We start from the raw sequence: 21,373 nt of genomic DNA, 5'->3' as shown, positions 1-21,373 counted from the left end.
GGACCGGTCCGCCAGGCCCCCGCGCTTCTCCTCAGTCCTCGCCACGCTCCTTCTCCGCCAGGTGGATCACGCACACCGCCACCGCGATCAGCAGCGCCGGGTCGGCGTCGTCCCGTACGACGTCGACCCCGTACGTCTCACGGACGTGCAGCCGGCGGCGGGAGATCTGCGCGAGGAGTTCGTTGTCGTAGTCGATGGCGAACTCACGGTCGAGGATCTTTCCGCTCACGTCGAGTTCGGTGCCGTCGACCAGCGACACCCGGTAGTGGTTGCGGAGCAGGGACAGACGCTTGCGCTTGATGGTCGCCAGCGGGTCGCCGTCCCGCTCGATGATCATCGTGTCGCGCAGGGCGAGCATCTTCTGATGGATGTCGATCAGGACGCGCCCGCGCGTGTCCTTCAGCTCGAAGGTGTCCCGCAGACGCATGGCCTTGCCGTCGACGAGGAAGACCTTGTTGCCGCGGTCGTCCTCGATCCAGTAGTCGTCGCCGAAGCCGAGGAGCCGGTCGCGTACGAGGAATCTCATGCCATCACCGCTTCCCCGGCAGGCGGTCCGAAACGCCGCCGGTAGGCCGACGGGCTGAGTCCCGTCGCCCGGCGCAGCCGCGCCCGCAGGTTCGCGGCGGACCCCAGACCGCTGCGGTCCGCCACCACGTCCAGGCGCTTCTCCCCGCGCTCGATGAGCCGGCAGGCGAGTGCCACCCGCTCCCCCGTCAGCCACGCCAGCGGGGTGGTGCCGAGCTGGGCACGGAAACGCCGGTGCAGAGTCGCCGGACTCACCGCCGCCCGCGCGGCCAGATCCGCGACCGTCAGCGGTTCACCGAGCCGCTCCTGCGCCCACGCCAGCAGCGGAGCCAGGGACTCGTCGGGCACCTCCGGCAACGGCCGCTCGACGAACTGGCGCTGCCCGCCGTCGCGGTGCGCGGCGAAGACCAGCCGCCGCGAGACGGCGTTGGCGATCTCCGCGCCGTGGTCGCGCCGCACGACGTGCAGCCCGAGATCGAGCGCTGACGCGCTTCCCGACGCGGTGAGAATGTCCCCGTCGTCCACGAACAGGACGTCCGGCTCCAGACGGACCCGCGGAAACCGCGCCCGGAAGGCATCCGCCCACATCCAGTGGCAGGCCGCCCGCCGCCCGTCCAGCAGCCCGGCCTCCGCGAGGGTGAACGCACCGGAGCAGAACCCGATCAGCCTGGCCCCCCGCTCGTACGCCCGGCGAACGGCGTCCAGCACCTCGGGGGAGCGCGGCGTGCCGGTGTCCGGACGGTTCGGCACGATCAGCGTGTCCGCCTCGTCGGCCGCCTCCAGTCCGTCCACACCGGTGAGCGTGAAGAACCCGTCCCGCATCAGGGTCCGCTCCCCGGCGGCGCAGAGCCCGAAGTCGTACAGCTCCCGCCCTAGTTCCGGCCGGCGCAGCCCGAACACCTCGATCGCGCAGCTCATCTCGAAGGGGTTCGAGTTCTCGTCGACGACGAGGACGACACGGTGCACGCCCCGCACGGCAGGGGACGGGGCCCGGCCGGCGAGCGGTGCGCCTCCCGCCGGACCGCACTGAGAGGATCGTTGCGCCATATGCGATTTCTAGCACTCGTCCGGATGCCGGGCCGGGCCGAGGATGAATCCATGAGCAGCGACCCCGTATCCCTGTCCGGCGCCCTGGCCTCCTTCACCGAACTGTGGAGCCCACGCATCGTCACCGCCGTCAACGACCACGACGTACGCATCGCCAAGGTCGAGGGCGAGCACGTCTGGCACGTCCACGACCACACCGACGAGTTCTTCCTGGTCCTGGAGGGCGAGCTGACCATCGCGCTCCGGGAGGCGGCCGGCGAACGGACCGTCGTCCTGCCCAAGGGCTCCGTCTTCACCGTGCCGCGCGGCACGGAGCACAAGCCGGTCGCCCCGCACGGCGCCTCGATCCTGATGTTCGAGCCCACCGGCACCCTCACCGTCGGCGACCGCCACGACGAGGTCCCGGACCACGTGGACGCGACCACGGGACACGCGCTGAGCTGACTGCCGTGGTGGCACCCTTGATCCATGAACGACTCCGCCCCGGCCCCCGCAACCCGCCGCGTCCGTGTCCGCGCCCCCGAGCTGATCGGCAAGGGCGGCTGGCTGAACACGGGCGGTGCCCCGTACACCCTCGCCGACCTGCGAGGACGCGTCGTGATTCTCGATTTTTGGACGTTCTGCTGCATCAATTGCCTGCACGTCCTGGACGAGTTGCGGGAGCTGGAGGAGAAGCACCGCGACACCGTGGTGATCATCGGCGTGCACTCGCCCAAGTTCGTGCACGAGGCCGAGCATCAGGCGGTCGTCGACGCCGTCGAGCGGTACGGGGTCGAGCACCCGGTGCTGGACGATCCCGAGCTCGCCACCTGGAAGCAGTACGCCGTGCGCGCGTGGCCGACGCTCGTCGTGATCGATCCCGAGGGGTACGTGGTCGCCCAGCACGCCGGGGAGGGGCACGCGCACGCCATCGCCCGGCTGGTGGAGGAGCTCGAGGCCGAGCACGAGGCCAAGGGGACCCTGCGGCGCGGTGACGGGCCCTACGTGGCGCCCGAGCCCGAGCCGACCGTGCTGCGCTTCCCCGGCAAGGCGCTCGCCCTGCCGAACGGGAACCTCCTGGTCAGCGACACCACCCGGCACCAGCTCGTGGAGCTGGCGGAGGACGGCGAGTCGGTGATCCGGCGGATCGGCTCCGGTGCGCGCGGCTTCGTGGACGGGACGGCCGCGGAGGCCGGCTTCAGCGAGCCTCAGGGTCTCGCCCTGCTCGCCGACGGCACGGTCGTCGTCGCGGACACCGTGAACCACGCCCTGCGCCGCCTGGACCTGTCCTCCGGTGAGGTCACGACGCTCGCGGGCACGGGCCGCCAGTGGTGGCGGGGGTCACCTACGTCCGGGCCCGCGCGTGAGGTGGACCTGTCGTCGCCGTGGGACGTGGCCGTGTTCGGCGGACGGGTGTGGATCGCCATGGCCGGGGTCCACCAGCTGTGGGCGTACGACCCCGTGCGGGGCACGGTCGGCGTCGCCGCGGGCACCACCAACGAGGGGCTGGTCGACGGGCCGGCCGACCAGGCCTGGTTCGCGCAGCCCTCCGGGCTCGCCGCCACCGCCGACCGGCTCTGGCTCGCGGACTCCGAGACGTCGGCGCTGCGCTGGGTCGACCTCGACGGGACGGTGCACACCGCGGTGGGGACCGGGCTCTTCGACTTCGGGCACCGTGACGGCCCGGCCGGACAGGCGCTGCTGCAGCACCCCTTGGGAGTGACGGCGCTGCCCGACGGTTCGGTCGCCGTCAGCGACACGTACAACCACGCTCTGCGCCGCTACGACCCGGCGACGGGTGAGGTGACCACGCTCGCCACAGACGTGCGGGAGCCGAGCGACGCGGTGCTCGTCGGGGACGACATCGTGGTCGTGGAGTCGGCGCGCCACCGGCTGACGCGGCTGCGGCTGCCCGAGGAGGCCGTGCGGGTCGAGGCGGTCGCCCACCGCACTCAGCGGGCGGCCACGGAGGTCGCGCCGGGCGAGCTGCGCCTGGACGTGATCTTCCAGGCCCCGGCCGGGCAGAAGCTCGACACCCGCCACGGTCCGTCGACCCGTCTGCTGGTCTCCTCGACGCCGCCCGGGCTGCTGCGCGGCGGCGAGGGCGCGGGGACCGACCTCTCGCGCGTGCTGGAGCTCGATCCGGCCGTGCCGGAGGGTGTCCTGCACGTGTCGGCGATGGCGGCGTCCTGCGACGACGACCCGGCCACCGAGTACCCGGCCTGCCATGTGCACCAGCAGGACTGGGGCGTGCCGGTCCGGCTCACCGCGTCGGGCACGGACCGGCTGCCGCTGGTCCTCGCCGGCATGGACGAGTGAGGGGCGGTCCCGGGCCGGCCGCTGCCGGCCCGGGGCGTCCGGCCGTGGGGGTTCTCAGGCGCCGTATCCGTTGCTGTAGCCGCCCGGGTGGTGGCGCTCCTCCTCCACCACCGGGGTGGTGGGCGGTACCACGACGCGCCTGCGCCGGGCGATGCTGCTGAAGGTCGCCACCCCGATCAGTCCGACGATCATGAATATGACGCCGACGAGGTCGAGGTTGACCCCCTTCATGTTCCAGTCGGTCGCGAACGTGAGGATCGCCCCTGCGGCGATCAGGATGATGCATCCGCCCAGGCCCATGAGTGTCGCCTCCTTGGTTCGGCATCCCGGAGCAGACACGGTGTCTTCCCGGGCCCGACCCGGGTACCCGGCTCGGGCCCGGCCATGCGGAGGCGATCGCCCGTCGCGGCGGTACGGGTGGTGAACTAGCCCTCCAGGAAGGCCACCAGGGCGTTGGCCAGGAGGAACGGGTCGTCGGCGCCGCAGAGTTCGCGGGCGCTGTGCATGGACAGGATGGCCACGCCGATGTCGACGGTCCTGATGCCGTGCCGCGCCGCGGTGATCGGGCCGATGGTGGTGCCGCAGGGCATGGCGTTGTTGGAGACGAAGGTCTGGAAGCGCACGCCGGCCTTCTCGCAGGCGGCGGCGAACACGGCCCGGCCCGAACCGTCGGTGGCGTAGCGGTTGTTGACGTTCACCTTGAGGATGGGGCCGCCGCCTGCGCGGGGGTGGTGCGTCGGGTCGTGCCGCTCGGCGTAGTTGGGGTGGACCGCGTGGCCCGTGTCGGAGGACAGGCAGACGGTGCCCGCGAAGGCGCGTGCCCGGTCCTCCAGGGAGCCGCCGCGCGAGAACACCGAGCGTTCCAGCACGTTGCCCAGGAGCGGTCCGTCGGCGCCGGTGTCGCTCTGTGAGCCGTTCTCCTCGTGGTCGAAGGCCGCGAGGACGGGGATGTACCCGAGCCGCGAGTCGGCCGTGGCGACCGCGGTCAGGGCGGCGGTGCCCGCGTGCACGGACAGCAGGTTGTCCATGCGCGGGCCCGCCAGCAGTTCTCTGTCGCGGCCCAGGTAGGCGGGGCGTTCGACGGAGTGGGTCATCAGGTCCCAGCCGGTGACCTCGCCCGCCGGCACTCCGGACTCCTCCTCCAGGAAGGCGATCAGGTCGCCCTCGCGGGGTTCGCCGAGTCCCCAGACGGGCTGCATGTGGCGCTGCTTGTCGAGCTTGAGTCCGTCGGCGGTGACCGAGCGGTCCAGGTGGATGGCGAGCTGGGGTACGCGGAGCAGGGGGCGGTCGACGTTCACCAGGCGGGTGGAGCCGTCCCGCAGCGAGAGCCGGCCCGCGAGGCCGAGGTCCCGGTCCAGCCAGGAGTTCAGCAGGGGGCCGCCGTAGATCTCGACGGCCACCTGGCGCCAGCCGTGCGCGCCGGTGTCGGGCTGCGGCTTCACGCGCAGGTTCGGGGAGTCGGTGTGCGCGCCCACGATCCGGAAGGGGGTGTGGGGCTCGGCGCCCTCCGGCACGTACCAGGCGACGATGGCGCCTCCGCGCAGTACGTACTTCCCGCCGCTCGTCCCGTCCCACGCGTCGGTCTCGGCGACCTGGCGGAATCCGGCCTTCTCCAGACGCTCGGCTGCGTTCGCCACCGCGTGGTACGGCGTCGGGCTGGCTGCCAGGAAGGACATGAGGTCGTCGGTGTGGCCGCGGTCGAAGCGGGCGGGGGTACTCATGGGTTCACCTTAACGACGCACGGCGGCCCGCTCCCGGCGATGGGGAACGGGCCGTCGTAAGGGGGATGTGAAGGGCGGACACCTGACCGGAAGGACAGGTTCTGGTTGGGTGTCCGCCCAGCTCCGCGCGGGCTCTAGAAAGCGGCCTCGTCGAGCTCCATCAGGTCCAGGTCCACGCCTTCGGCGAGCTTGCGCGCGCCGGTGACACCGGGCAGGACGTTGGCGGCGAAGAACTTCGCGGCCGCGATCTTGCCGGTGTAGAAGGGCTTGTCCTTGGCGGAGGCGGTCTCCAGCTTCTCGGCGGCGACGGCGGCACCGCGCAGCAGCAGGTAGCCGACGATGACGTCACCGGAGGCGAGCAGCAGGCGGGTCGTGTTCAGGCCCACCTTGTAGATGTTCTTGACGTCCTGCTCGGTGGCCGCGAGGTCGGTGAGCATCAGGCCGACGATGGCCTCCAGCTCGACGGCCGCCTTGGCGAGCTGCTCACGGGCGGCGGACAGGTTCTCGCCGCCGGTGCCGAGCGCGAGGAACGACTTGATGTCCTCGGCGAGCGAGTTCAGCGCGGCGCCCTGGTTGCGGACGATCTTGCGGAAGAAGAAGTCCTGGCCCTGGATCGCGGTCGTGCCCTCGTACAGGGTGTCGATCTTGGCGTCGCGGATGTACTGCTCGATCGGGTACTCCTGCAGGAAGCCGGAGCCGCCGAAGGTCTGCAGCGACTGGGCGAGCTGCTCGTAGCCCTTCTCGGAGCCGTAGCCCTTGACGATCGGCAGGAGCAGGTCGTTCATGGCCTCCAGGGCCGCGCTGTCCTCGCCCGCGGCCTCCTTGAGCATGATCTCGTCCTGGACGGCCGCCGTGTGCAGCACCAGGGCGCGCATGCCCTCCGCGTACGCCTTCTGCGTCATCAGCGAGCGGCGCACGTCCGGGTGGTGCGTGATGGTGACCTTGGGGGCGGCCTTGTCCATGAAATTGGCGAGGTCCTGGCCCTGGACGCGCTCCTTGGCGTACTCCAGGGCGTTCAGGTAGCCGGTGGAGAGGGTGGAGATCGCCTTCGTGCCGACCATCATGCGGGCGAACTCGATGATGCGGAACATCTGGCGGATGCCGTCGTGCTTCTCGCCGATCAGCCAGCCCTTGGCGGGGTGGCGGTCGCCGAAGGTCATCTCGCAGGTGTTGGAGGCCTTGAGGCCCATCTTGTGCTCGACGTTCGTCGCGTACACGCCGTTGCGCTCGCCCAGCTCGCCGGTTTCGAAGTCGAAGAGGTACTTCGGGACGAGGAACAGCGACAGGCCCTTGGTGCCGGGGCCGGCGCCCTCGGGGCGGGCGAGGACGTAGTGGAGGATGTTCTCCTCCATGTCGTGCTCACCGGACGTGATGAAACGCTTCACGCCCTCGATGTGCCAGGAGCCGTCCTCCTGCTGGATCGCCTTGGTGCGGCCGGCGCCGACGTCCGAACCGGCGTCGGGCTCGGTGAGCACCATGGTGGAGCCCCAGGTCTTGTCGACCGCGATCTGGGCCCACTTCTTCTGCTCCTCGGTGCCCTCCTCGAAGAGGATGCGGGCGAAGGCCGGGCCGGAGGAGTACATCCACACGGCCGGGTTGGCGCCGAGGATCAGCTCCGCGTAGGCCCAGATGAGGGACGGCGGGGCGGTGGTGCCGCCGATCTCCTCGGGCAGGCCCAGACGCCAGTACTCGGAGTCCATGAAGGCCTTGTAGCTCTTCTTGAAGGACGCGGGCACGGGCGCGGTGTTGGTCTCCGGGTCGAAGACCGGCGGGTTGCGGTCGGCGTCGGCGAAGGACTCGGCCAGCTCGTTCTCCGAGAGGCGGGTCAGCTCCTCGAGGATGCTCTTGGCGGTGTCGGTGTCCATCTCCCCGAACGGGCCGGTGCCGTACAGCTTGTCGCGCCCGAGCACCTCGAAGAGGTTGAACTCGATGTCGCGGAGATTCGACTTGTAGTGCCCCATGGCGACGGCTCCGTAAGGGATCGGCGAGGCACTGACTCCTCGCAGCTAGTTCACGTACCAACAAGTAGCTAAGATGATGCTACCCGTCAGTAATAAGAATCAACCCCTGATGGTCCATATGTGGCCCACTACTCTTTGACGCATGTACGGCTACGACCAGAACGCGGGAGCCCAACAGGGGTATGCCCAGCCCCAGGGGAACATCCCCGGCCAGATGCCGGGCGGCCAGATGCCCGGCGGCTACGGCCAGCAGCCGCCGCTCTACCCGGAGCCGTCCCCGCCGTCGCTCGCGGACGCGGTCCGCGCCTTCACCACGGGCTCGATGGCCGCGGAGGACTTCCAGCAGGTCTTCGCGACGTCGAAGGTGTACTGCCCGCGCGGTGACAACCCCGGATTCCTGGCGCTGCACAACACCCAGCAGCCGGTCATCCCCATGTTCACCTCGCTCAAGGAGCTGCGCCGCTACGCCGGCAAGGAGTCCAAGTACTTCGTGATCACCGGTGCCGAGGTGATCGACCTGCTCCCCACCGGCTACGGCTTCGTGCTCGACATGGAGGGCGAGCACCGCATGGTCTTCGACGCCAAGGCCGTCGAGCAGATGGTCGACTTCGCGATGCGCCGGATGTACGGATAGCCGCACGACAGCCGAGGAAGGACCGGCTCCGCGAGGAGCCGCCACGCGGACGCCCGGAGGGAATGCCCTCCGGGCGTCGTTCGTTAGGGGTGGCAGAAAGTTCAACAATCAACTAACCTCGGACCACAAGGAGGTACCGACCATGCCTGCAGTGACCGTCGAGAACCCGCTGACCCTGCCCCGTGTGGCCGCGCCGGCCGACGCCGTGTCCCGCCCCGTACTGACCGTGGCGACGGCGCCCAGTGGCTTCGAGGGTGAGGGCTTCCCGGTTCGCCGCGCGTTCGCCGGGATCAACTACCGCCACCTCGACCCGTTCATCATGATGGACCAGATGGGCGAGGTGGAGTACGCGCCGGGCGAGCCCAAGGGCACCCCCTGGCACCCCCACCGCGGCTTCGAGACCGTGACCTACATCATCGACGGGATCTTCGACCACCAGGACTCCAACGGTGGCGGCGGCACCATCACCAACGGCGACACCCAGTGGATGACCGCGGGCTCGGGCCTCCTGCACATCGAGGCCCCGCCGGAGTCCCTCGTCATGTCCGGCGGCCTCTTCCACGGCCTCCAGCTGTGGGTGAACCTCCCGGCCAAGGACAAGATGATGGCGCCGCGGTACCAGGACATCCGCGGTGGCACGGTCCAGCTGCTGAGCACCCCCGACGGCGGCGCGCTGCTGCGCGTCATCGCCGGTGAGCTCGACGGCCACCAGGGTCCGGGCATCACGCACACGCCGATCACCATGGTCCACGCGACCCTGGCGCCCGGCGCGGAGATCACGCTCCCGTGGCGCGAGGACTTCAACGGCCTCGCCTACGTCCTCGCCGGACGGGGCTCGGTCGGCACGGAGCGCCGCCCGGTCCACATGGGCCAGACCGCGGTGTTCGGCGCCGGCGGCTCGCTGACCGTGCGCGCCGACGAGAAGCAGGACGCCCGCACGCCGGATCTGGAGGTCGTCCTGCTCGGCGGACAGCCGATCCGTGAGCCCATGGCGCACTACGGCCCCTTCGTGATGAACACCCGCGAGGAGCTCCAGCAGGCCTTCGAGGACTTCCAGAAGGGCCGCCTGGGAACCATCCCGGCGGTGCACGGGATGTCCGGCACGCCGTAGGACGTGACGTCCGGGGCGCACTCCAGGCCGTGACGTCAGGGGCGGCTTCCAGGACGGGATGTCCGCAGACGCGCCCCAGGGCGGCGGGAGCGGCGGCGGCCGTGCGGCGGACGGCGCGAGGGCGGCAAGGGCGACGAGCCCTTGCCGCCCTCCCCCTTTCGGACGTCCCGGGGCGACGCCGTGGCCGGTGCGTGATCGGCTGGCACCGTGCAGCTACTCCCCGAAGGCGCCAGGAAGCTGGCCGCCTGGTGCGCCGTGATCCTGCTCGTCGCCGGCGTCGGGTGGGTCGGGATCCAGCTGTGCGGGGAGTTCCGTACGGCGGTCACCCCGGTGCTGCTCGCCCTGCTGGGCACCGCGCTGCTGCGCCCGCTGTACCGGCGGCTGGAGCGGATGCGGGTCAACCGGTCGCTGGCCGCCGGACTCACCTGTGTCGCGGTGGTCCTGATCGTCGGCGGCGCCGTCTATATCGTCGTCGCCGCGCTCGTCGACACGGGCGACCAGATCGTCGCCTCGCTGAGGCAGGCCGGGAAGTCCCTCGCCGAGCACTTCGGCGCGGCCGGGACCTCGCTGGAGGACCTCGCGTCCAACTCCAAGGAACTGCTGACCAAGTTCGGCGGCACGGCCGCGTCCAACGTCATCAGCGGGGTCAGCGTCGTCGGCGAGACCATCGCCGTGGCCGTACTCGCCCTGCTGCTCGTCTTCTTCTTCCTGCGGGACTCGCACCGGGTGGCCGGAGCGCTCAGGTCGCTCGCGCCGCGAGGTACCGCCGACGTCGTCGAGGCCATGGCCCGCCGTGCCTTCCAGGCGGTCGAGGGGTTCATGCGCGGGACGACCCTCATCGCGCTCATCGACGCCGTGTGCATCACCGTCGGACTGCTGATCCTGCGGGTGCCGGGCGCGGTGGGACTCGGCGCGCTCGTGCTGGTGGGGGCGTACATCCCCTACCTCGGCGCGTTCATCTCCGGCGCGGTGGCGGTGCTGGTCGCGCTCGCCGACCGCGGGTTCGTCATCGCGCTGTGGGCCCTCGGCGTCGTCCTCGCCGTGCAGGTCCTGGAAGGGCATGTGCTCCAGCCGGTGATCCAGAGCCGCACCGTGCAGATGCATCCCGCGGTGGTGCTGCTGGCCATCACGGCGGGAGCGTCCGTCGCGGGAATCCTCGGGATGCTGTTCGCCGTGCCCCTGACGGCGGCCGGCTTCGGGGTCCTGCACGAACTCCGTACGCGCTACGGGTCCGAGACGTCCGAGGCCCCCGAGGCGTCCTGAGCCCCTGCGCCGCGCCCGGCCTCAGCCGTCCTCGGCGACCTGGGCGCCGGCCTCGTTGAACTCGAACCAGATGCTCTTCCCCTCGCCCCTGGGATCCACGCCCCAGGCGTCCGCGAGGAGCTCCACGAACACCAGCCCGCGCCCGGAGGACGCCAGCTCCCCGGGGTGGCGCCGGTGCGGCAGGTCGTCGCTCGCGTCGGAGACCTCCACGCGCAGGCGCCGTCCGTCGGGGCCGCCCGTCACCTCGGCGACGATCAGCGCGTCGGTGTCGGTGTGCACCAGGACGTTCGTGATCAGTTCGGAGACGAGCAGGACCGCCCCGTCGAACTGATCCTCGCAGGCCCAGTCGTGGAGCAGCTCCCGCAGCTGCTGGCGGGCCCCCGCGATCGCCTCGGGATCGGCCTGCGCCACGGTCAGCATGGTGCGGCGCACCGGCGGCGGTGCGAGCGTCACGGTGTCGTCGCAGCCGCAGGCCGGTCCCTGCCGGCACAGCAGCACGACGGCGATGTCGTCCTCCCGCCGGTCGGCGAGCGGCCCGGTGGTGTGGTGCGAGGAGGGCCCGTGCACGACCTGGACGAGCGCGTCGGCCAGGGACTCCATGTCGCCGTCGTGGGCCTCCAGGGCCCGGCGGATACGGCGCCAGCCGGTGTCGAGGTCGTGACCGCCGGTCTCGATGAGCCCGTCGGTGCAGATCAGCATGGTCTCGCCCGGCTCCAGGACGAGCCGGGTCGTGGGGTAGTCGGCGTCCGGGTCGACGCCCAGCGGCAGCCCACCCGCGGTCGGCCGCATCAGCACCGTTCCGTCGGCCGTGCGTATCGCGGGGTCCGGATGCCCGGCGCGGGCGATGTCGAGCGTCCCGGTCGCCGGGTCGACCTCGACGTAGAGGCAGGTCGCGAAGCGGGTGCCGTCGGGATCCCCGTCGTCCGCGCCGCCGCTCGACCCGTAGGTCACCGAGTCGGTGACCCCGTACAGGAAGCGTGAGGCCCGGGAGAGCACCGCGTCGGGGCGGTGGCCCTCGGAGGCGTACGCGCGCAGCGCGATGCGCAGCTGGCCCATCAGGCCCGCCGCGCGGACGTCGTGGCCCTGGACGTCGCCGATGACCAGCGCGAAGCGGCCTCCGCCGGACTTCGTCCGGGCGCTCCCCCCGGGCAGCGGGATCATGTCGTACCAGTCGCCGCCGACCTGGAGGCCACCGCCGGTGGGGACATAGCGCGCGGCGATGGTCATGCCCGGTATCCGAGGGCCCAGCGTGGGCATCATCGAGCGCTGCAGGCCGTCGGTGAGTGCCCGCTCGGTCTCGGCGGCCCCGGCGCGCGAGAGGGCCTGCGCGAGCATGCGGGCGACGGTCGTGAGGACCGAACGCTCGTCGGGCGTGAAGCTGACCGGGTACGTGAAGGCCGCCATCCACGCCCCCATGGTGCGGCCCGCGACGGTCAGCGGCAGGAACGCCCAGGAGTGCCGTCCGAAGTGCTGGGCGAGCGGCCAGGAGACCGGATAGCGGTCCCGGTAGTCGTCGGGCGAGGACAGGTACACGGCACGGCCCGTACGGACGACCTCCGCGGCCGGGTAGTCGGTGGCCAGCGCCATGTGCGAGAAGGGGCTCTCGGCCCCCGGCTGGTGCCCGTGGTGGCCGATGACCGTCAGCCGGTCGCCCTCGGCGCCGAAGACGGCCAGTCCGTCGGGGGAGAACCCGGGCATGGACAGGCCAGCCGCGACCCGAAGCACCTCGGCCGTCGACCGGGCCTCGGCCAGCGCGCGGCCCGCGTCCAGCAGGAACGCCTCCCGCGAGCGGCGCCAGTCGCCGGTGACAGGGGTGCGCGCGGCGGCGCCCGGCGGCTGCTCGGAGACCTCCTGGAGGGTGCCGATGAGCTCGAACTCGCCGGTCTCCGGGTCCACGATCGGCTTGGAGCGGCTTCGGACGGTGCGGAGCACCCGGCCGTGCCCGTCCATGATCCGCATCCGGGCCTCGGCCAGGGTGCCCTCGGCGACGGCGAGCTGGACGACCCCGTCGATCTCGTTCCAGTCGACGGGGTGGAAACAGGCGCGCGCGCCGGCCTCGGTGAGTGTCGCCGGCTCCGCGGGCAGGCCGATCAGCCGGGCGGCCTCTGCGTCGAAGGTGACCAGACCGGCGGCGCTGTCCCAGCGCCACAGGCCGGTCGCGAGGGCGGCGAGGACATCCCCCACGCCGGGCAGGGGCTCACCAGTGCGCATGGCCCCACTGTAAGAAGAGGTGATCGCTGCCTGCCACCGAGAGTATTGGGGAGTGGCGATCTTTGGGTGGCCGGTACCCTTGGGGGGTCCGGGCTCCGGCCCAGGACGTTTCACGTGAAACAGACCCCGATCCGCGAAGACTGGATGAACGACGATGCATCGGTACAGGTCCCACACCTGCGGCGAGCTCCGCGCCTCTGACGTCGAGAGCGACGTCCGGCTGAGCGGCTGGCTGCACAATCGCCGAGACCTGGGCGGCATCCTCTTCGTCGATCTGCGCGACCACTACGGCATCACGCAGCTCGTAGCCCGCCCCGGTACGCCCGCCTACGAGGCCCTGGACAAGGTCTCCAAGGAGTCCACCGTCCGCATCGACGGCAAGGTCGTCTCGCGTGGCGCGGAGAACGTGAACCCCGACCTGCCCACCGGCGAGATCGAGGTCGAGGTCGGCGAGGTCGAGCTGCTCGGTGCCGCCCAGCCGCTGCCCTTCACGATCAACGCCGAGGACGGCGTCAACGAGGAGCGGCGCCTGGAGTACCGCTTCCTCGATCTGCGCCGCGAGCGCATGCACCGCAACATCCTGCTGCGTACGGCCGTGATCTCGGCGATCCGTCACAAGATGACGGCGCTCGGCTTCAACGAGATGGCGACCCCGATCCTCAGCGCCACCTCCCCCGAGGGCGCGCGCGACTTCGTGGTGCCCTCCCGTCTCAACCCCGGCAAGTTCTACGCTCTGCCGCAGGCCCCGCAGCAGTTCAAGCAGCTGCTGATGATCTCCGGCTTCGACCGCTACTTCCAGATCGCGCCCTGCTTCCGCGACGAGGATGCCCGCGCGGACCGCTCGCCGGGCGAGTTCTACCAGCTCGACGTCGAGATGTCGTTCGTCGAGCAGGAGGACGTCTTCCAGCCGATCGAGAAGCTGATGACCGAGCTGTTCGAGGAGTTCGGCAACGGCCGTCATGTGACGTCCCCGTTCCCGCGCGTCCCGTTCCGCGAGGCGATGCTGAAGTACGGCTCCGACAAGCCGGACCTGCGCGCCCAGCTGGAGCTCGTCGACATCACCGACATCTTCGAGGGCTCGGAGTTCAAGGCGTTCGCGGGCAAGCACGTGCGCGCCCTGCCGGTGCCGGACGTCTCCGCGCAGCCCCGCAAGTTCTTCGACCAGCTCGGCGACTTCGCCGTCACCCTGGGCGCGAAGGGCCTGGCCTGGGTCCGCGTCGCCGAGGACGGCTCGCTGACGGGTCCGATCGCGAAGTTCCTCACCGAGGAGAACGTCGCCGAGCTCACCAAGCGCCTGTCCCTGGCGGCCGGCCACGCGGTGTTCTTCGGCGCGGGCGAGTTCGACGAGGTCTCGAAGATCATGGGCGCGGTGCGCGTCGAGGCCGCCAGGCGTGCCGGGCACTTCGAGGAGGACGTCTTCCGGTTCTGCTGGATCGTCGACTTCCCGATGTACGAGAAGGACGAGGACACCGGCAAGATCGACTTCTCGCACAACCCGTTCTCGATGCCGCAGGGCGGTCTGGAGGCCCTGGAGACCCAGGACCCGCTGGACATCCTCGGCTGGCAGTACGACATCGTCTGCAACGGCGTGGAGCTGTCCTCCGGCGCGATCCGGAACCACGAGCCCGACATCATGCTCAAGGCCTTCGAGATCGCGGGCTACGAGCGTGAGACCGTCGAGGAGCAGTTCGCGGGCATGCTCCGAGCCTTCCGCTTCGGCGCCCCGCCGCACGGCGGCATCGCCCCGGGTGTGGACCGCATCGTCATGCTCCTCGCGGACGAGCCGAACATCCGCGAGACGATCGCGTTCCCGCTCAACGGCAACGCGCAGGACCTGATGATGGGCGCGCCCACGGAGCTCGACGAGGCCCGTCTGCGGGAGCTGAACCTCTCCGTGCGGAAGCCGCAGCCGAAGTAGGCCCCAGCACCCGAGTGGCCCGGAACCGACGTCGGTTCCGGGCCACTCTGCGTGGCCTTGCGGAACCACGGTTCCCACCCATGCTGCTGACAGGTGGGAACCCTACGGCCCGGTTCACGACTGAGACCCGAGGACCCGCGCACGAACGGGTCGACCACAGCAGGAAGAACATCGCCGAAGGCGTCCACGCACACCTGACGACGGGCGTCGCCCCGGGCGAGACCCACGACGGCACGCACACCCGGCCGAGCGCGTCGGCGTCGGCCTTGCAGCACCGTCCGCGGAACTCGGTGTCGTCCGGGGCCGCGCGGTGCCCCGGGCGCCCCTCACTCCGGCCGCTCAGGTGTCGTAGGTGCCGTTCCACGGCTCGCCGAAGCCGAGCCGGTCCGGGTAGAGCTCGGCCCAGTCGCCGTCCTCGTCCGATCCGCTCAGCAGGCCGAAGAGCACCCCGTCGACGGTGAGTTGGAAGGGGCGGACGGCGATGTCCGTGTAGGAGCGGCGGGGCAGGCTGCGCAGCAGCTTCGCCAGGTGGATCCGGGCCTGCGCGAGGACCGAGTCGTCGCCGTCGGGATTGCGCTGCTGCTCGGCCCAGGTGCCGGCGCACCAGATCTCCGAGTCGCGGTAACGGCCCTCTGCGTCGAAGGTGTGGAGCACCGTGTAGAGGCGTTTGTGCTCTTCCCAGCCGTCGTCGGGACGGAAGCCTTCCGGGAAGGCGTACGTGATCGATGCCAGGAACTGACCGTCCGCGTACCGGCCGATGGTCTCGGTGCGGTGCTTCGGTTCGTAGGCGATCGGAATGACCTCGGGGACTGCCATGGCGGAAACCATACGGGTGAGCGCGGACATGCCAGCGCCGGGGTCCACTCCGGATCCGGGGGAGCGGACGGCGCACGTTCACTCCGGGCCGCCACCGGTACCCGGGTGCCCCGTCACCGGCTCGGCGGACGGGAGACGAGCGACGACGACAAGGGCGCCCGGGACATGAAGTCCCGGGCGCCCCGGCCGATGTGCGCGCCCGTCAGGAGAGGAACTTGTAGCCGCTCCACCCGGTCGCGATCTTTGTGCGGGAGCCGAAGGACCCCTTGCCGTCACCGCTGTTGCGGTACAGGTTCCCGCTGCTGTCGCGCGAGACCAGATCGGCCTTGCCGTCGTCGGTGATGTCGCCGACGCCGACGACGGCGTTGTAGGAACCGCCCCAGTCGCTGAACAGCTTCGCCCGGGCGGCGAAGGTGCCGTCACCCTTGCCGTGGTAGCGGTAGAGGGTGTTGGAGGTGTTCTGGGCGAGCAGGTCGCCGATGCCGTCGCCGTCGAGGTCGCCGGCGCCGACGATCTTCTTGTAGCCCTTCCAGTTGTCGTAGAGCTTCACGCGCGCGGACAGGCCGCCCGTGCTCGTCCCCTTGTACAGGTAGACGGTTCCGGTGGACGCGTTGCGTGCGATCAGGTCCGCGCGGCCGTCGCCGGTCATGTCGCCGGGAGAGGTCAGGACGTCGTACTGCGTCCAGCCGCTCGTGGCGAGCGTCGTGTACGACGTCGTCGGCTTGACGGCGGCGTTGCAGCCCGGCTTGTACAGGCGCAGGGCCCCGCTGCTCAGCCGTACGAGGACGTCGTTGCAGCGGTCGCCGTTCATGTCGCCGAAGGGGACCGCCTTGATGGAGGTGGCCCATCCGGTGCCGGTGGTCTTGCCGCCGAACGTGCCCCTTCCGGTGCCCTGCTGGACGGTCAGTCCGCCGGAGGAGTTGAGGGTGAGCAGGTCACCCCTGCCGTCCGGGCCGTCGGGGCTGCCGAAGTCGTGGCGTACGGCGGCTCCCCCGGAGAGGAAGCCCTTGCCGGTGGCCACCGTGGTCGCGGTGGAGGTGCCGGTGCCGGTCGCCTTCAGGGTCCACGTGAAGTGGCCGTTGGGGAAGTAGCTCCCGCCCACCGTCTTGCCGTACCAGTTCGTCGTCACCGATGCCTTGGACGCACCGCCGGTGACCGTGGAGGTGACCTTGCCGTTCGCGCCGCTCTGGACCGAGGTGAAGGTCACGGACCAGGAGGTGACCGGGCGGGACAGCAGCCATCGGCCTACGAAGGGTGTGCCCGCGCCGACGTAATCCCCGGCCGACGTCTCGAAGGCCGTCACGGCGGACGGGGCGACGCCGGTGGTGGCGACGTGCGTCTGCTCGAACGCGTCGAACCAGGCGACCAGACCTGTGTACTCGTCCACGGTCCAGCGGTACCGCCGGTCGGCGGCCAGGCCGGTGTCGGGGATCGCGGAGGCGACGACGCGGGTGGCACCGGTGGCCGCCTCGGTCAGGACCAACTGGTCAGCGGCATGGTCGTGGCGGACGGTGAAGCCGTCCCCGAGAAGCACGTCACCGGGGGAGACCGGGCGGGACGTACCGGCGACGGTGTCGTACACGCCGGCCGAGTTCGTGCCGCACGCCCAGAAGACCCAGCGGCCCACCGCCTGGAGTTCGCTCGGCACGCAGCCGAGGCCCGGGACGGTCACCGTGGCGAGGGTCTTGTCCTGGGTGAGGCTGTACGAGACGAGCTTGCCGGTGGTGGACGCGCTCCACAGGGTCGAGCCGTTGAGGGCCGCGGCGCGGACGGAGCGCTTCAGCTTCTGGCCCTGGCCGAACTCGCCGACGTACTGCATCGGGGTCGAGCCACCGGAGTTGTAGACGGCGTAGTCGTCCGAGACATCGACGATCGTGCCGCCCTCGGTGTGGAACTCCAGGGGGTTGTAGCCGATCGTGGCGAGCCGGTCCGCGTTGCCCAGGCCGCTGCCGCCCTCGTCGCCGTCGTAGTAGGTCTCGAGGTAGACGTCCCGGGGTCCGTTGCCGTAGTTGCCCCACATCACCGAGCAGGTGGTGCCGGCATACGGGCACTCGGGGCTGACCGAGGCGCTCTCCGTGGCGGGGGTCGCGGTCAACTGGCCGCCGACGCTCTCGATGGTGCGCAACGAGGTGGTGTCGGAGGCCCCGGAGGGGTTGTGCTCCGCCACGCGCAGGCTGCCGCGGCTGAGCGCCAAGCCCGTCTTGGCGTTCTCGTACGGCTCCACCTTGCGCACCTTCTCCAGCCGCGGGGTGCCGTCGGCGAAGAGGGCGACGCGCTGGACCCACCAGTCCGCCGCGCCGGTGCCACCGGTGACGAGGGCGTCGCCCTCGGGGGTGGCCAGCGGGGTCCCGTAGGACCGGGTCAGCAGGGTCTTCTCGGTGCCGTCGGTCAGGGACACGGCCGTGACGCCGCCCCCGGACACACCGAGGACCAGCCAGTCGCCGACGACGACGGGGACGGGCGAGCCCGCGATCTCCTTGCCCGCCACCGGGACGGTCTCCTCGGCGAGGAGGTCGCCGCGCGGCTTGAGGTGCAGTCCGGCGGACTCCGTGTACCAGCCGACGCGGTCGTCGGTGAGCACCGGTTCCGGGGAGGCGTCCAGGCCGGTGAAGACGGGTGTGAGCTGCGCGGTCGCGAAGTCGAGGTAGCCGACGGTGTACGACTCGACGTCGCCGTTCTCGTCGTGGATCGCGTAGGCCAGGAGGAAGCCGTCCTCGTCGCCGGTGCGCGCGGCGCTCACGTTCCAGGCACCCTCGGCCGGGTAGCCGCTGACCACGCGGTCGCGCTGCTCGCCGTCGACGAGGTCCACGAGGTGCAGCCGGTAGCCGTCGAGCTGTTCGCCGTCGACGACGCCGTTCCGTTCGATCGTGACGAGCGTGTCCCCGTAGGTGCCCACGTAGTCGGCCGACTGGCTCAGGTCGACGGTCCGCAGCGCGCTGCCGTCCGGGCTCCACAGGGACACCGGGTCGCCGTAGGAGGCGTGCGGCAGGGCGACGGTGTCGGCGGCCTGCCCGTACATGCCCGAGGCGCAGCGCAGCTGGATGTCCCAGCAGGTGGTGGTGGTCGGCTTGTAGACGCCGGTCGGCCCCTGCACGGTGACGGTGGTGCCGTCCTCGTAGGCCGTCCACAGCAGGCCCGCGACCCCGGCCTGACGGTGCAGGAACCCGGTCCTGCCCGCCGAGAGCAGCCGGTCTGAGCGCGGGGTGGCGCTGCTCGGATCGTCCAGCAGGATCTCCGTCGTCCCCGTCGAGCCGGCGGCCGCGGCGGCCAGCGCGCTGCCGGCGCCGTCCGGAGTGCCGGCGAACAGGGTGATGGTGCCGGCCGCCAAGGCGACCGCGAGTGTGGAGACGAGGGCGGCCGCGCCGCGCCGTCTCGGGGCGTGTCTGCCCACGTGAACTGTTCCCTCCCCGCGAGGGCCCCCGCCCTCGCACAAGTGTGCGGATGTTAGCAAGGGCCGACGGGGTCCTCTCGCGGGGAGGCGCCGTACAGGCGCAGGCGGGCCGGGACGGCCCGCCTGCCGGGCGGTGCTACTTCGCGACGAACTGGGTGAGGATCGCCTGGACCTCGTAGATGTCGACGCCCTTGGTGAACGTCTTCTCGATGGGCGCCGCGGTGCCCGAGACCCAGATCTTCAGCTCGGCGTCGAGATCGAAGGTGCCTGCCGTCTCCACCGCGAAGTGGGTGACGCTGCGGTACGGGATGGAGTGGTACTCCACCTTCTTGCCGGTGATGCCCTGCTTGTCGACGAGGAGCAGACGACGGTCGGTGAACAGGATGGTGTCGCGTATCAGCTGGTACGCGGCGTGGACCTGCTCGTTCTGGCCGAGCAGGCGCGCGAAGTCCTGCTGTGCCGACGCCGGGTCGACGGTGTGCGCGTTACCGAAGAGTGCCATGGATGAACCCCCCACTCAGTGGACCCACTCGTCCACTCGTGTCCCAGTGAGCCATTGGCTTCACATGATCTTCGCAATGTATACCGCCCGGAGGAGAGGCAGCCACAGAGGAGGAAGGGGTTCCGTTTGTCCTGCTCCGGGGATGCGCAAGGCCCGGGAACCGCTCGTTCCCGGGCCTGGGCCGATCGGCCGCCGCTGCTACTCCGGGGCGCCGCCGAAGCGCTCCTTGTACGTCTCCAGGTCCTCGTCCGTGAGCTTGGCGAAGAGGACCGGCGGAACGGTGAACGGGGTGCCCGCGGGCACCGAGTCCAGGGACTTCGCCTCGTCCCGCGTCACCCACGCCGCCGTGTCGTCCTGGAGGGAGAACGCCGTGCGCATGGCCTTGGAGGAGGCCGGGATGAAGGGCTCGGAGACCACCGAGTACAGGTGGATCAGGTTCATCGCCGTGCGCAGGGTCAGTGCCGCGCCCTCGGGGTCGGTCTTGATCTCCAGCCAGGGGGCCTTCTCCTCCAGGTAGGAGTTGCCGGCCGACCACAGGGCGCGCAGCGCGGCCGCCGCCTTGCGGAACTGGAGGGCCTCCATCTGGGTCTCGTACTCGGCCAGCAGGCCCGCGATCTCCTCGCCGAGCTTCGCCTCCGCCTCACCGGCCGCGGCGCCCGCCGGGACCTCCTCGCCGAAGCGCTTCTTCGAGAAGGACAGCACGCGGTTGACGAAGTTGCCGAGGGTGTCGGCGAGGTCCTTGTTGACCGTGGCCGTGAAGTGCTCCCAGGTGAACGACGAGTCGTCCGACTCCGGGGCGTTGGCGATCAGGAAGTAGCGCCAGTAGTCGGCGGGCAGGATCTCCAGGGCCTGGTCGGTGAAGACGCCCCGCTTCTGCGACGTGGAGAACTTCCCGCCGTAGTACGTCAGCCAGTTGAACGCCTTGACGTAGTCGACCTTCTTCCACGGCTCGCGCACGCCCAGCTCGGTGGCCGGGAACATGACGGTGTGGAAGGGCACGTTGTCCTTCGCCATGAACTCCGTGTAGCGCACGGCGGTGTCCACGTCGTACCACCACGACTTCCAGTCGCGGTTCTCCGGGTCCTGGTCCGCCCACTCCTTCGTCGCACCGATGTACTCGATCGGGGCGTCGAACCAGACGTAGAAGACCTTGCCCTCCGCCGCGAGCTCCGGCCAGGTGTCGGCCGGGACCGGCACACCCCAGTCCAGGTCGCGGGTGATCGCCCGGTCGTGCAGGCCCTCGTTCAGCCACTTGCGGGCGATGGAGGAGGCCAGCTGCGGCCAGTCGGCCTCGTGACGGGACACCCACTCCTCGACCTCGTGCTGGAGCTTGGACTGGAGGAGGAAGAGATGCTTCGTCTCCCGGACCTCCAGGTCCGTCGAGCCGGAGATCGCCGAGCGCGGGTCGATCAGGTCGGTCGGGTCGAGGACACGCGTGCAGTTCTCGCACTGGTCGCCACGCGCCTTGTCGTAGCCGCAGTGCGGGCAGGTGCCCTCCACATAGCGGTCCGGCAGGAAGCGGCCGTCCGCCGGCGAGTACACCTGGCGGATCGCGCGCTCCTCGATGAAGCCGTTCTCGTTCAGGCGGCGGGCGAAGTGCTGGGTGATGTCGCGGTTCTCCGCGCTGGAGCTGCGGCCGAAGTAGTCGAAGGCCAGCTCGAAGCCGTCGTACACCGCCTTCTGCGCGTCGTGCGCCTGCGCGCAGAACTCGTCGACCGGCAGGCCCTGCTCCTTCGCGGCCAGCTCGGCCGGGGTGCCGTGCTCGTCCGTCGCGCAGATGTACAGGACGTCGTGGCCGCGCTGGCGGAGGTACCGGGAGTACACGTCCGCCGGGAGCATGGACCCCACCATGTTGCCCAGGTGCTTGATCCCGTTGATGTACGGAAGGGCGCTGGTGATGAGGTGTCGAGCCATCGCGGGCTGCTCCCAAGTCGCTACGCGGAGTGACGTCCGTCGCTTTTCGGGTCGGCGGGGC

The 21,373-nt window shown here is 70.7% G+C and carries 16 protein-coding genes; 6 read left to right on the top strand and 10 right to left on the bottom strand.

Features of this window, described 5'->3' with window-relative positions; genetic code table 11:
* Nucleotides 1-31: 31 nt before the first annotated feature.
* Nucleotides 32-526 (bottom strand): LURP-one-related/scramblase family protein, encoded by a 495-nt coding sequence (locus tag H305_RS0104240; RefSeq protein ID WP_028799319.1) that lies wholly within the window; start codon nt 524-526, stop codon nt 32-34.
* Nucleotides 523-1,572 (bottom strand): GlxA family transcriptional regulator, encoded by a 1,050-nt coding sequence (locus H305_RS0104235; protein ID WP_420708013.1) that lies wholly within the window; start codon nt 1,570-1,572, stop codon nt 523-525. Before H305_RS0104235 ends, H305_RS0104240 begins: the two co-directional genes overlap by 4 nt.
* Nucleotides 1,573-1,623: 51 nt before the next feature.
* Between H305_RS0104235 and H305_RS0104230 the strand changes: the two genes are divergently transcribed.
* Together H305_RS0104230 and H305_RS0104225 are read left to right on the top strand one after the other, a co-directional pair.
* Entirely contained in the window at nt 1,624-2,016 is a 393-nt protein-coding gene (locus H305_RS0104230) for a cupin domain-containing protein (protein WP_028799317.1), read from the top strand.
* A 24-nt stretch (nt 2,017-2,040) separates the two neighbouring features.
* Nucleotides 2,041-3,870: a thioredoxin-like domain-containing protein gene (locus H305_RS0104225; protein ID WP_028799316.1), complete on the top strand. Its 1,830-nt coding sequence runs from the start codon at nt 2,041-2,043 to the stop codon at nt 3,868-3,870.
* A gap of 54 nt (nt 3,871-3,924) precedes the next feature.
* On the opposite strand, the gene H305_RS0104220 is transcribed toward H305_RS0104225, so the two are convergent.
* From H305_RS0104220 to H305_RS0104210, 3 genes are all read right to left on the bottom strand, one after another.
* Nucleotides 3,925-4,170, bottom strand: coding sequence for a DUF6458 family protein (locus H305_RS0104220; protein WP_028799315.1), 246 nt, complete (start codon nt 4,168-4,170; stop codon nt 3,925-3,927).
* Nucleotides 4,171-4,295: 125 nt separating this feature from the next.
* On the bottom strand, nt 4,296-5,591 hold the full coding sequence (locus H305_RS0104215) for a M18 family aminopeptidase (RefSeq protein WP_028799314.1): 1,296 nt from the start codon (nt 5,589-5,591) through the stop codon (nt 4,296-4,298).
* 134 nt (nt 5,592-5,725) lie between these two features.
* Entirely contained in the window at nt 5,726-7,552 is a 1,827-nt protein-coding gene (locus H305_RS0104210; RefSeq protein ID WP_028799313.1) for an acyl-CoA dehydrogenase, read from the bottom strand.
* Nucleotides 7,553-7,694: 142 nt separating this feature from the next.
* Here H305_RS0104210 and H305_RS0104205 point away from each other — a divergent pair, with 142 nt between their 5' ends.
* The 3 genes from H305_RS0104205 (at nt 7,695) to H305_RS0104195 (ending at nt 10,560) form a co-directional block, all read left to right on the top strand.
* On the top strand, nt 7,695-8,186 hold the full coding sequence (locus H305_RS0104205) for an SseB family protein (protein WP_028799312.1): 492 nt from the start codon (nt 7,695-7,697) through the stop codon (nt 8,184-8,186).
* A gap of 142 nt (nt 8,187-8,328) precedes the next feature.
* A complete protein-coding gene (locus H305_RS0104200; RefSeq protein WP_028799311.1) occupies nt 8,329-9,297 on the top strand; it encodes a pirin family protein in 969 nt (322 codons plus the stop codon).
* Nucleotides 9,298-9,504: 207 nt separating this feature from the next.
* Complete coding sequence (locus H305_RS0104195; protein ID WP_028799310.1) at nt 9,505-10,560, top strand: AI-2E family transporter; 1,056 nt, start codon at nt 9,505-9,507, stop codon at nt 10,558-10,560.
* A 21-nt stretch (nt 10,561-10,581) separates the two neighbouring features.
* Here H305_RS0104195 and H305_RS0104190 read toward each other — a convergent pair whose 3' ends face one another.
* On the bottom strand, nt 10,582-12,771 hold the full coding sequence (locus tag H305_RS0104190) for a SpoIIE family protein phosphatase (RefSeq protein WP_028799309.1): 2,190 nt from the start codon (nt 12,769-12,771) through the stop codon (nt 10,582-10,584).
* 154 nt (nt 12,772-12,925) lie between these two features.
* Between H305_RS0104190 and aspS the strand changes: the two genes are divergently transcribed.
* Nucleotides 12,926-14,689, top strand: coding sequence for an aspartate--tRNA ligase (gene aspS / locus H305_RS0104185; RefSeq protein WP_028799308.1), 1,764 nt, complete (start codon nt 12,926-12,928; stop codon nt 14,687-14,689).
* A 339-nt stretch (nt 14,690-15,028) separates the two neighbouring features.
* Here the strand turns inward: aspS and H305_RS0104180 are convergent, their stop codons facing one another.
* From H305_RS0104180 to metG, 4 genes are all read right to left on the bottom strand, one after another.
* Nucleotides 15,029-15,505: a hypothetical protein gene (locus H305_RS0104180; RefSeq protein ID WP_028799307.1), complete on the bottom strand. Its 477-nt coding sequence runs from the start codon at nt 15,503-15,505 to the stop codon at nt 15,029-15,031.
* 202 nt (nt 15,506-15,707) lie between these two features.
* The gene (locus H305_RS49210; RefSeq protein WP_051370355.1) at nt 15,708-18,896 is read right to left on the bottom strand and encodes an FG-GAP repeat domain-containing protein; all 3,189 of its coding nucleotides are present in this window, start codon (nt 18,894-18,896) and stop codon (nt 15,708-15,710) included.
* A gap of 136 nt (nt 18,897-19,032) precedes the next feature.
* On the bottom strand, nt 19,033-19,398 hold the full coding sequence (locus H305_RS0104170) for a PH domain-containing protein (protein ID WP_028799306.1): 366 nt from the start codon (nt 19,396-19,398) through the stop codon (nt 19,033-19,035).
* Nucleotides 19,399-19,596: 198 nt separating this feature from the next.
* Nucleotides 19,597-21,312 (bottom strand): methionine--tRNA ligase, encoded by a 1,716-nt coding sequence (gene metG, locus H305_RS0104165; RefSeq protein ID WP_028799305.1) that lies wholly within the window; start codon nt 21,310-21,312, stop codon nt 19,597-19,599.
* Between the last annotated feature and the right edge of the window lie 61 nt (nt 21,313-21,373).

The sequence above is a fragment of the Streptomyces sp. 142MFCol3.1 genome (genome assembly GCF_000424945.1).
Taxonomy (GTDB): domain Bacteria; phylum Actinomycetota; class Actinomycetes; order Streptomycetales; family Streptomycetaceae; genus Streptomyces; species Streptomyces siamensis.
The sequence above is the reverse complement of the archived record's forward strand: the minus strand, read 5'-3'. Positions and strand labels throughout refer to the sequence as shown.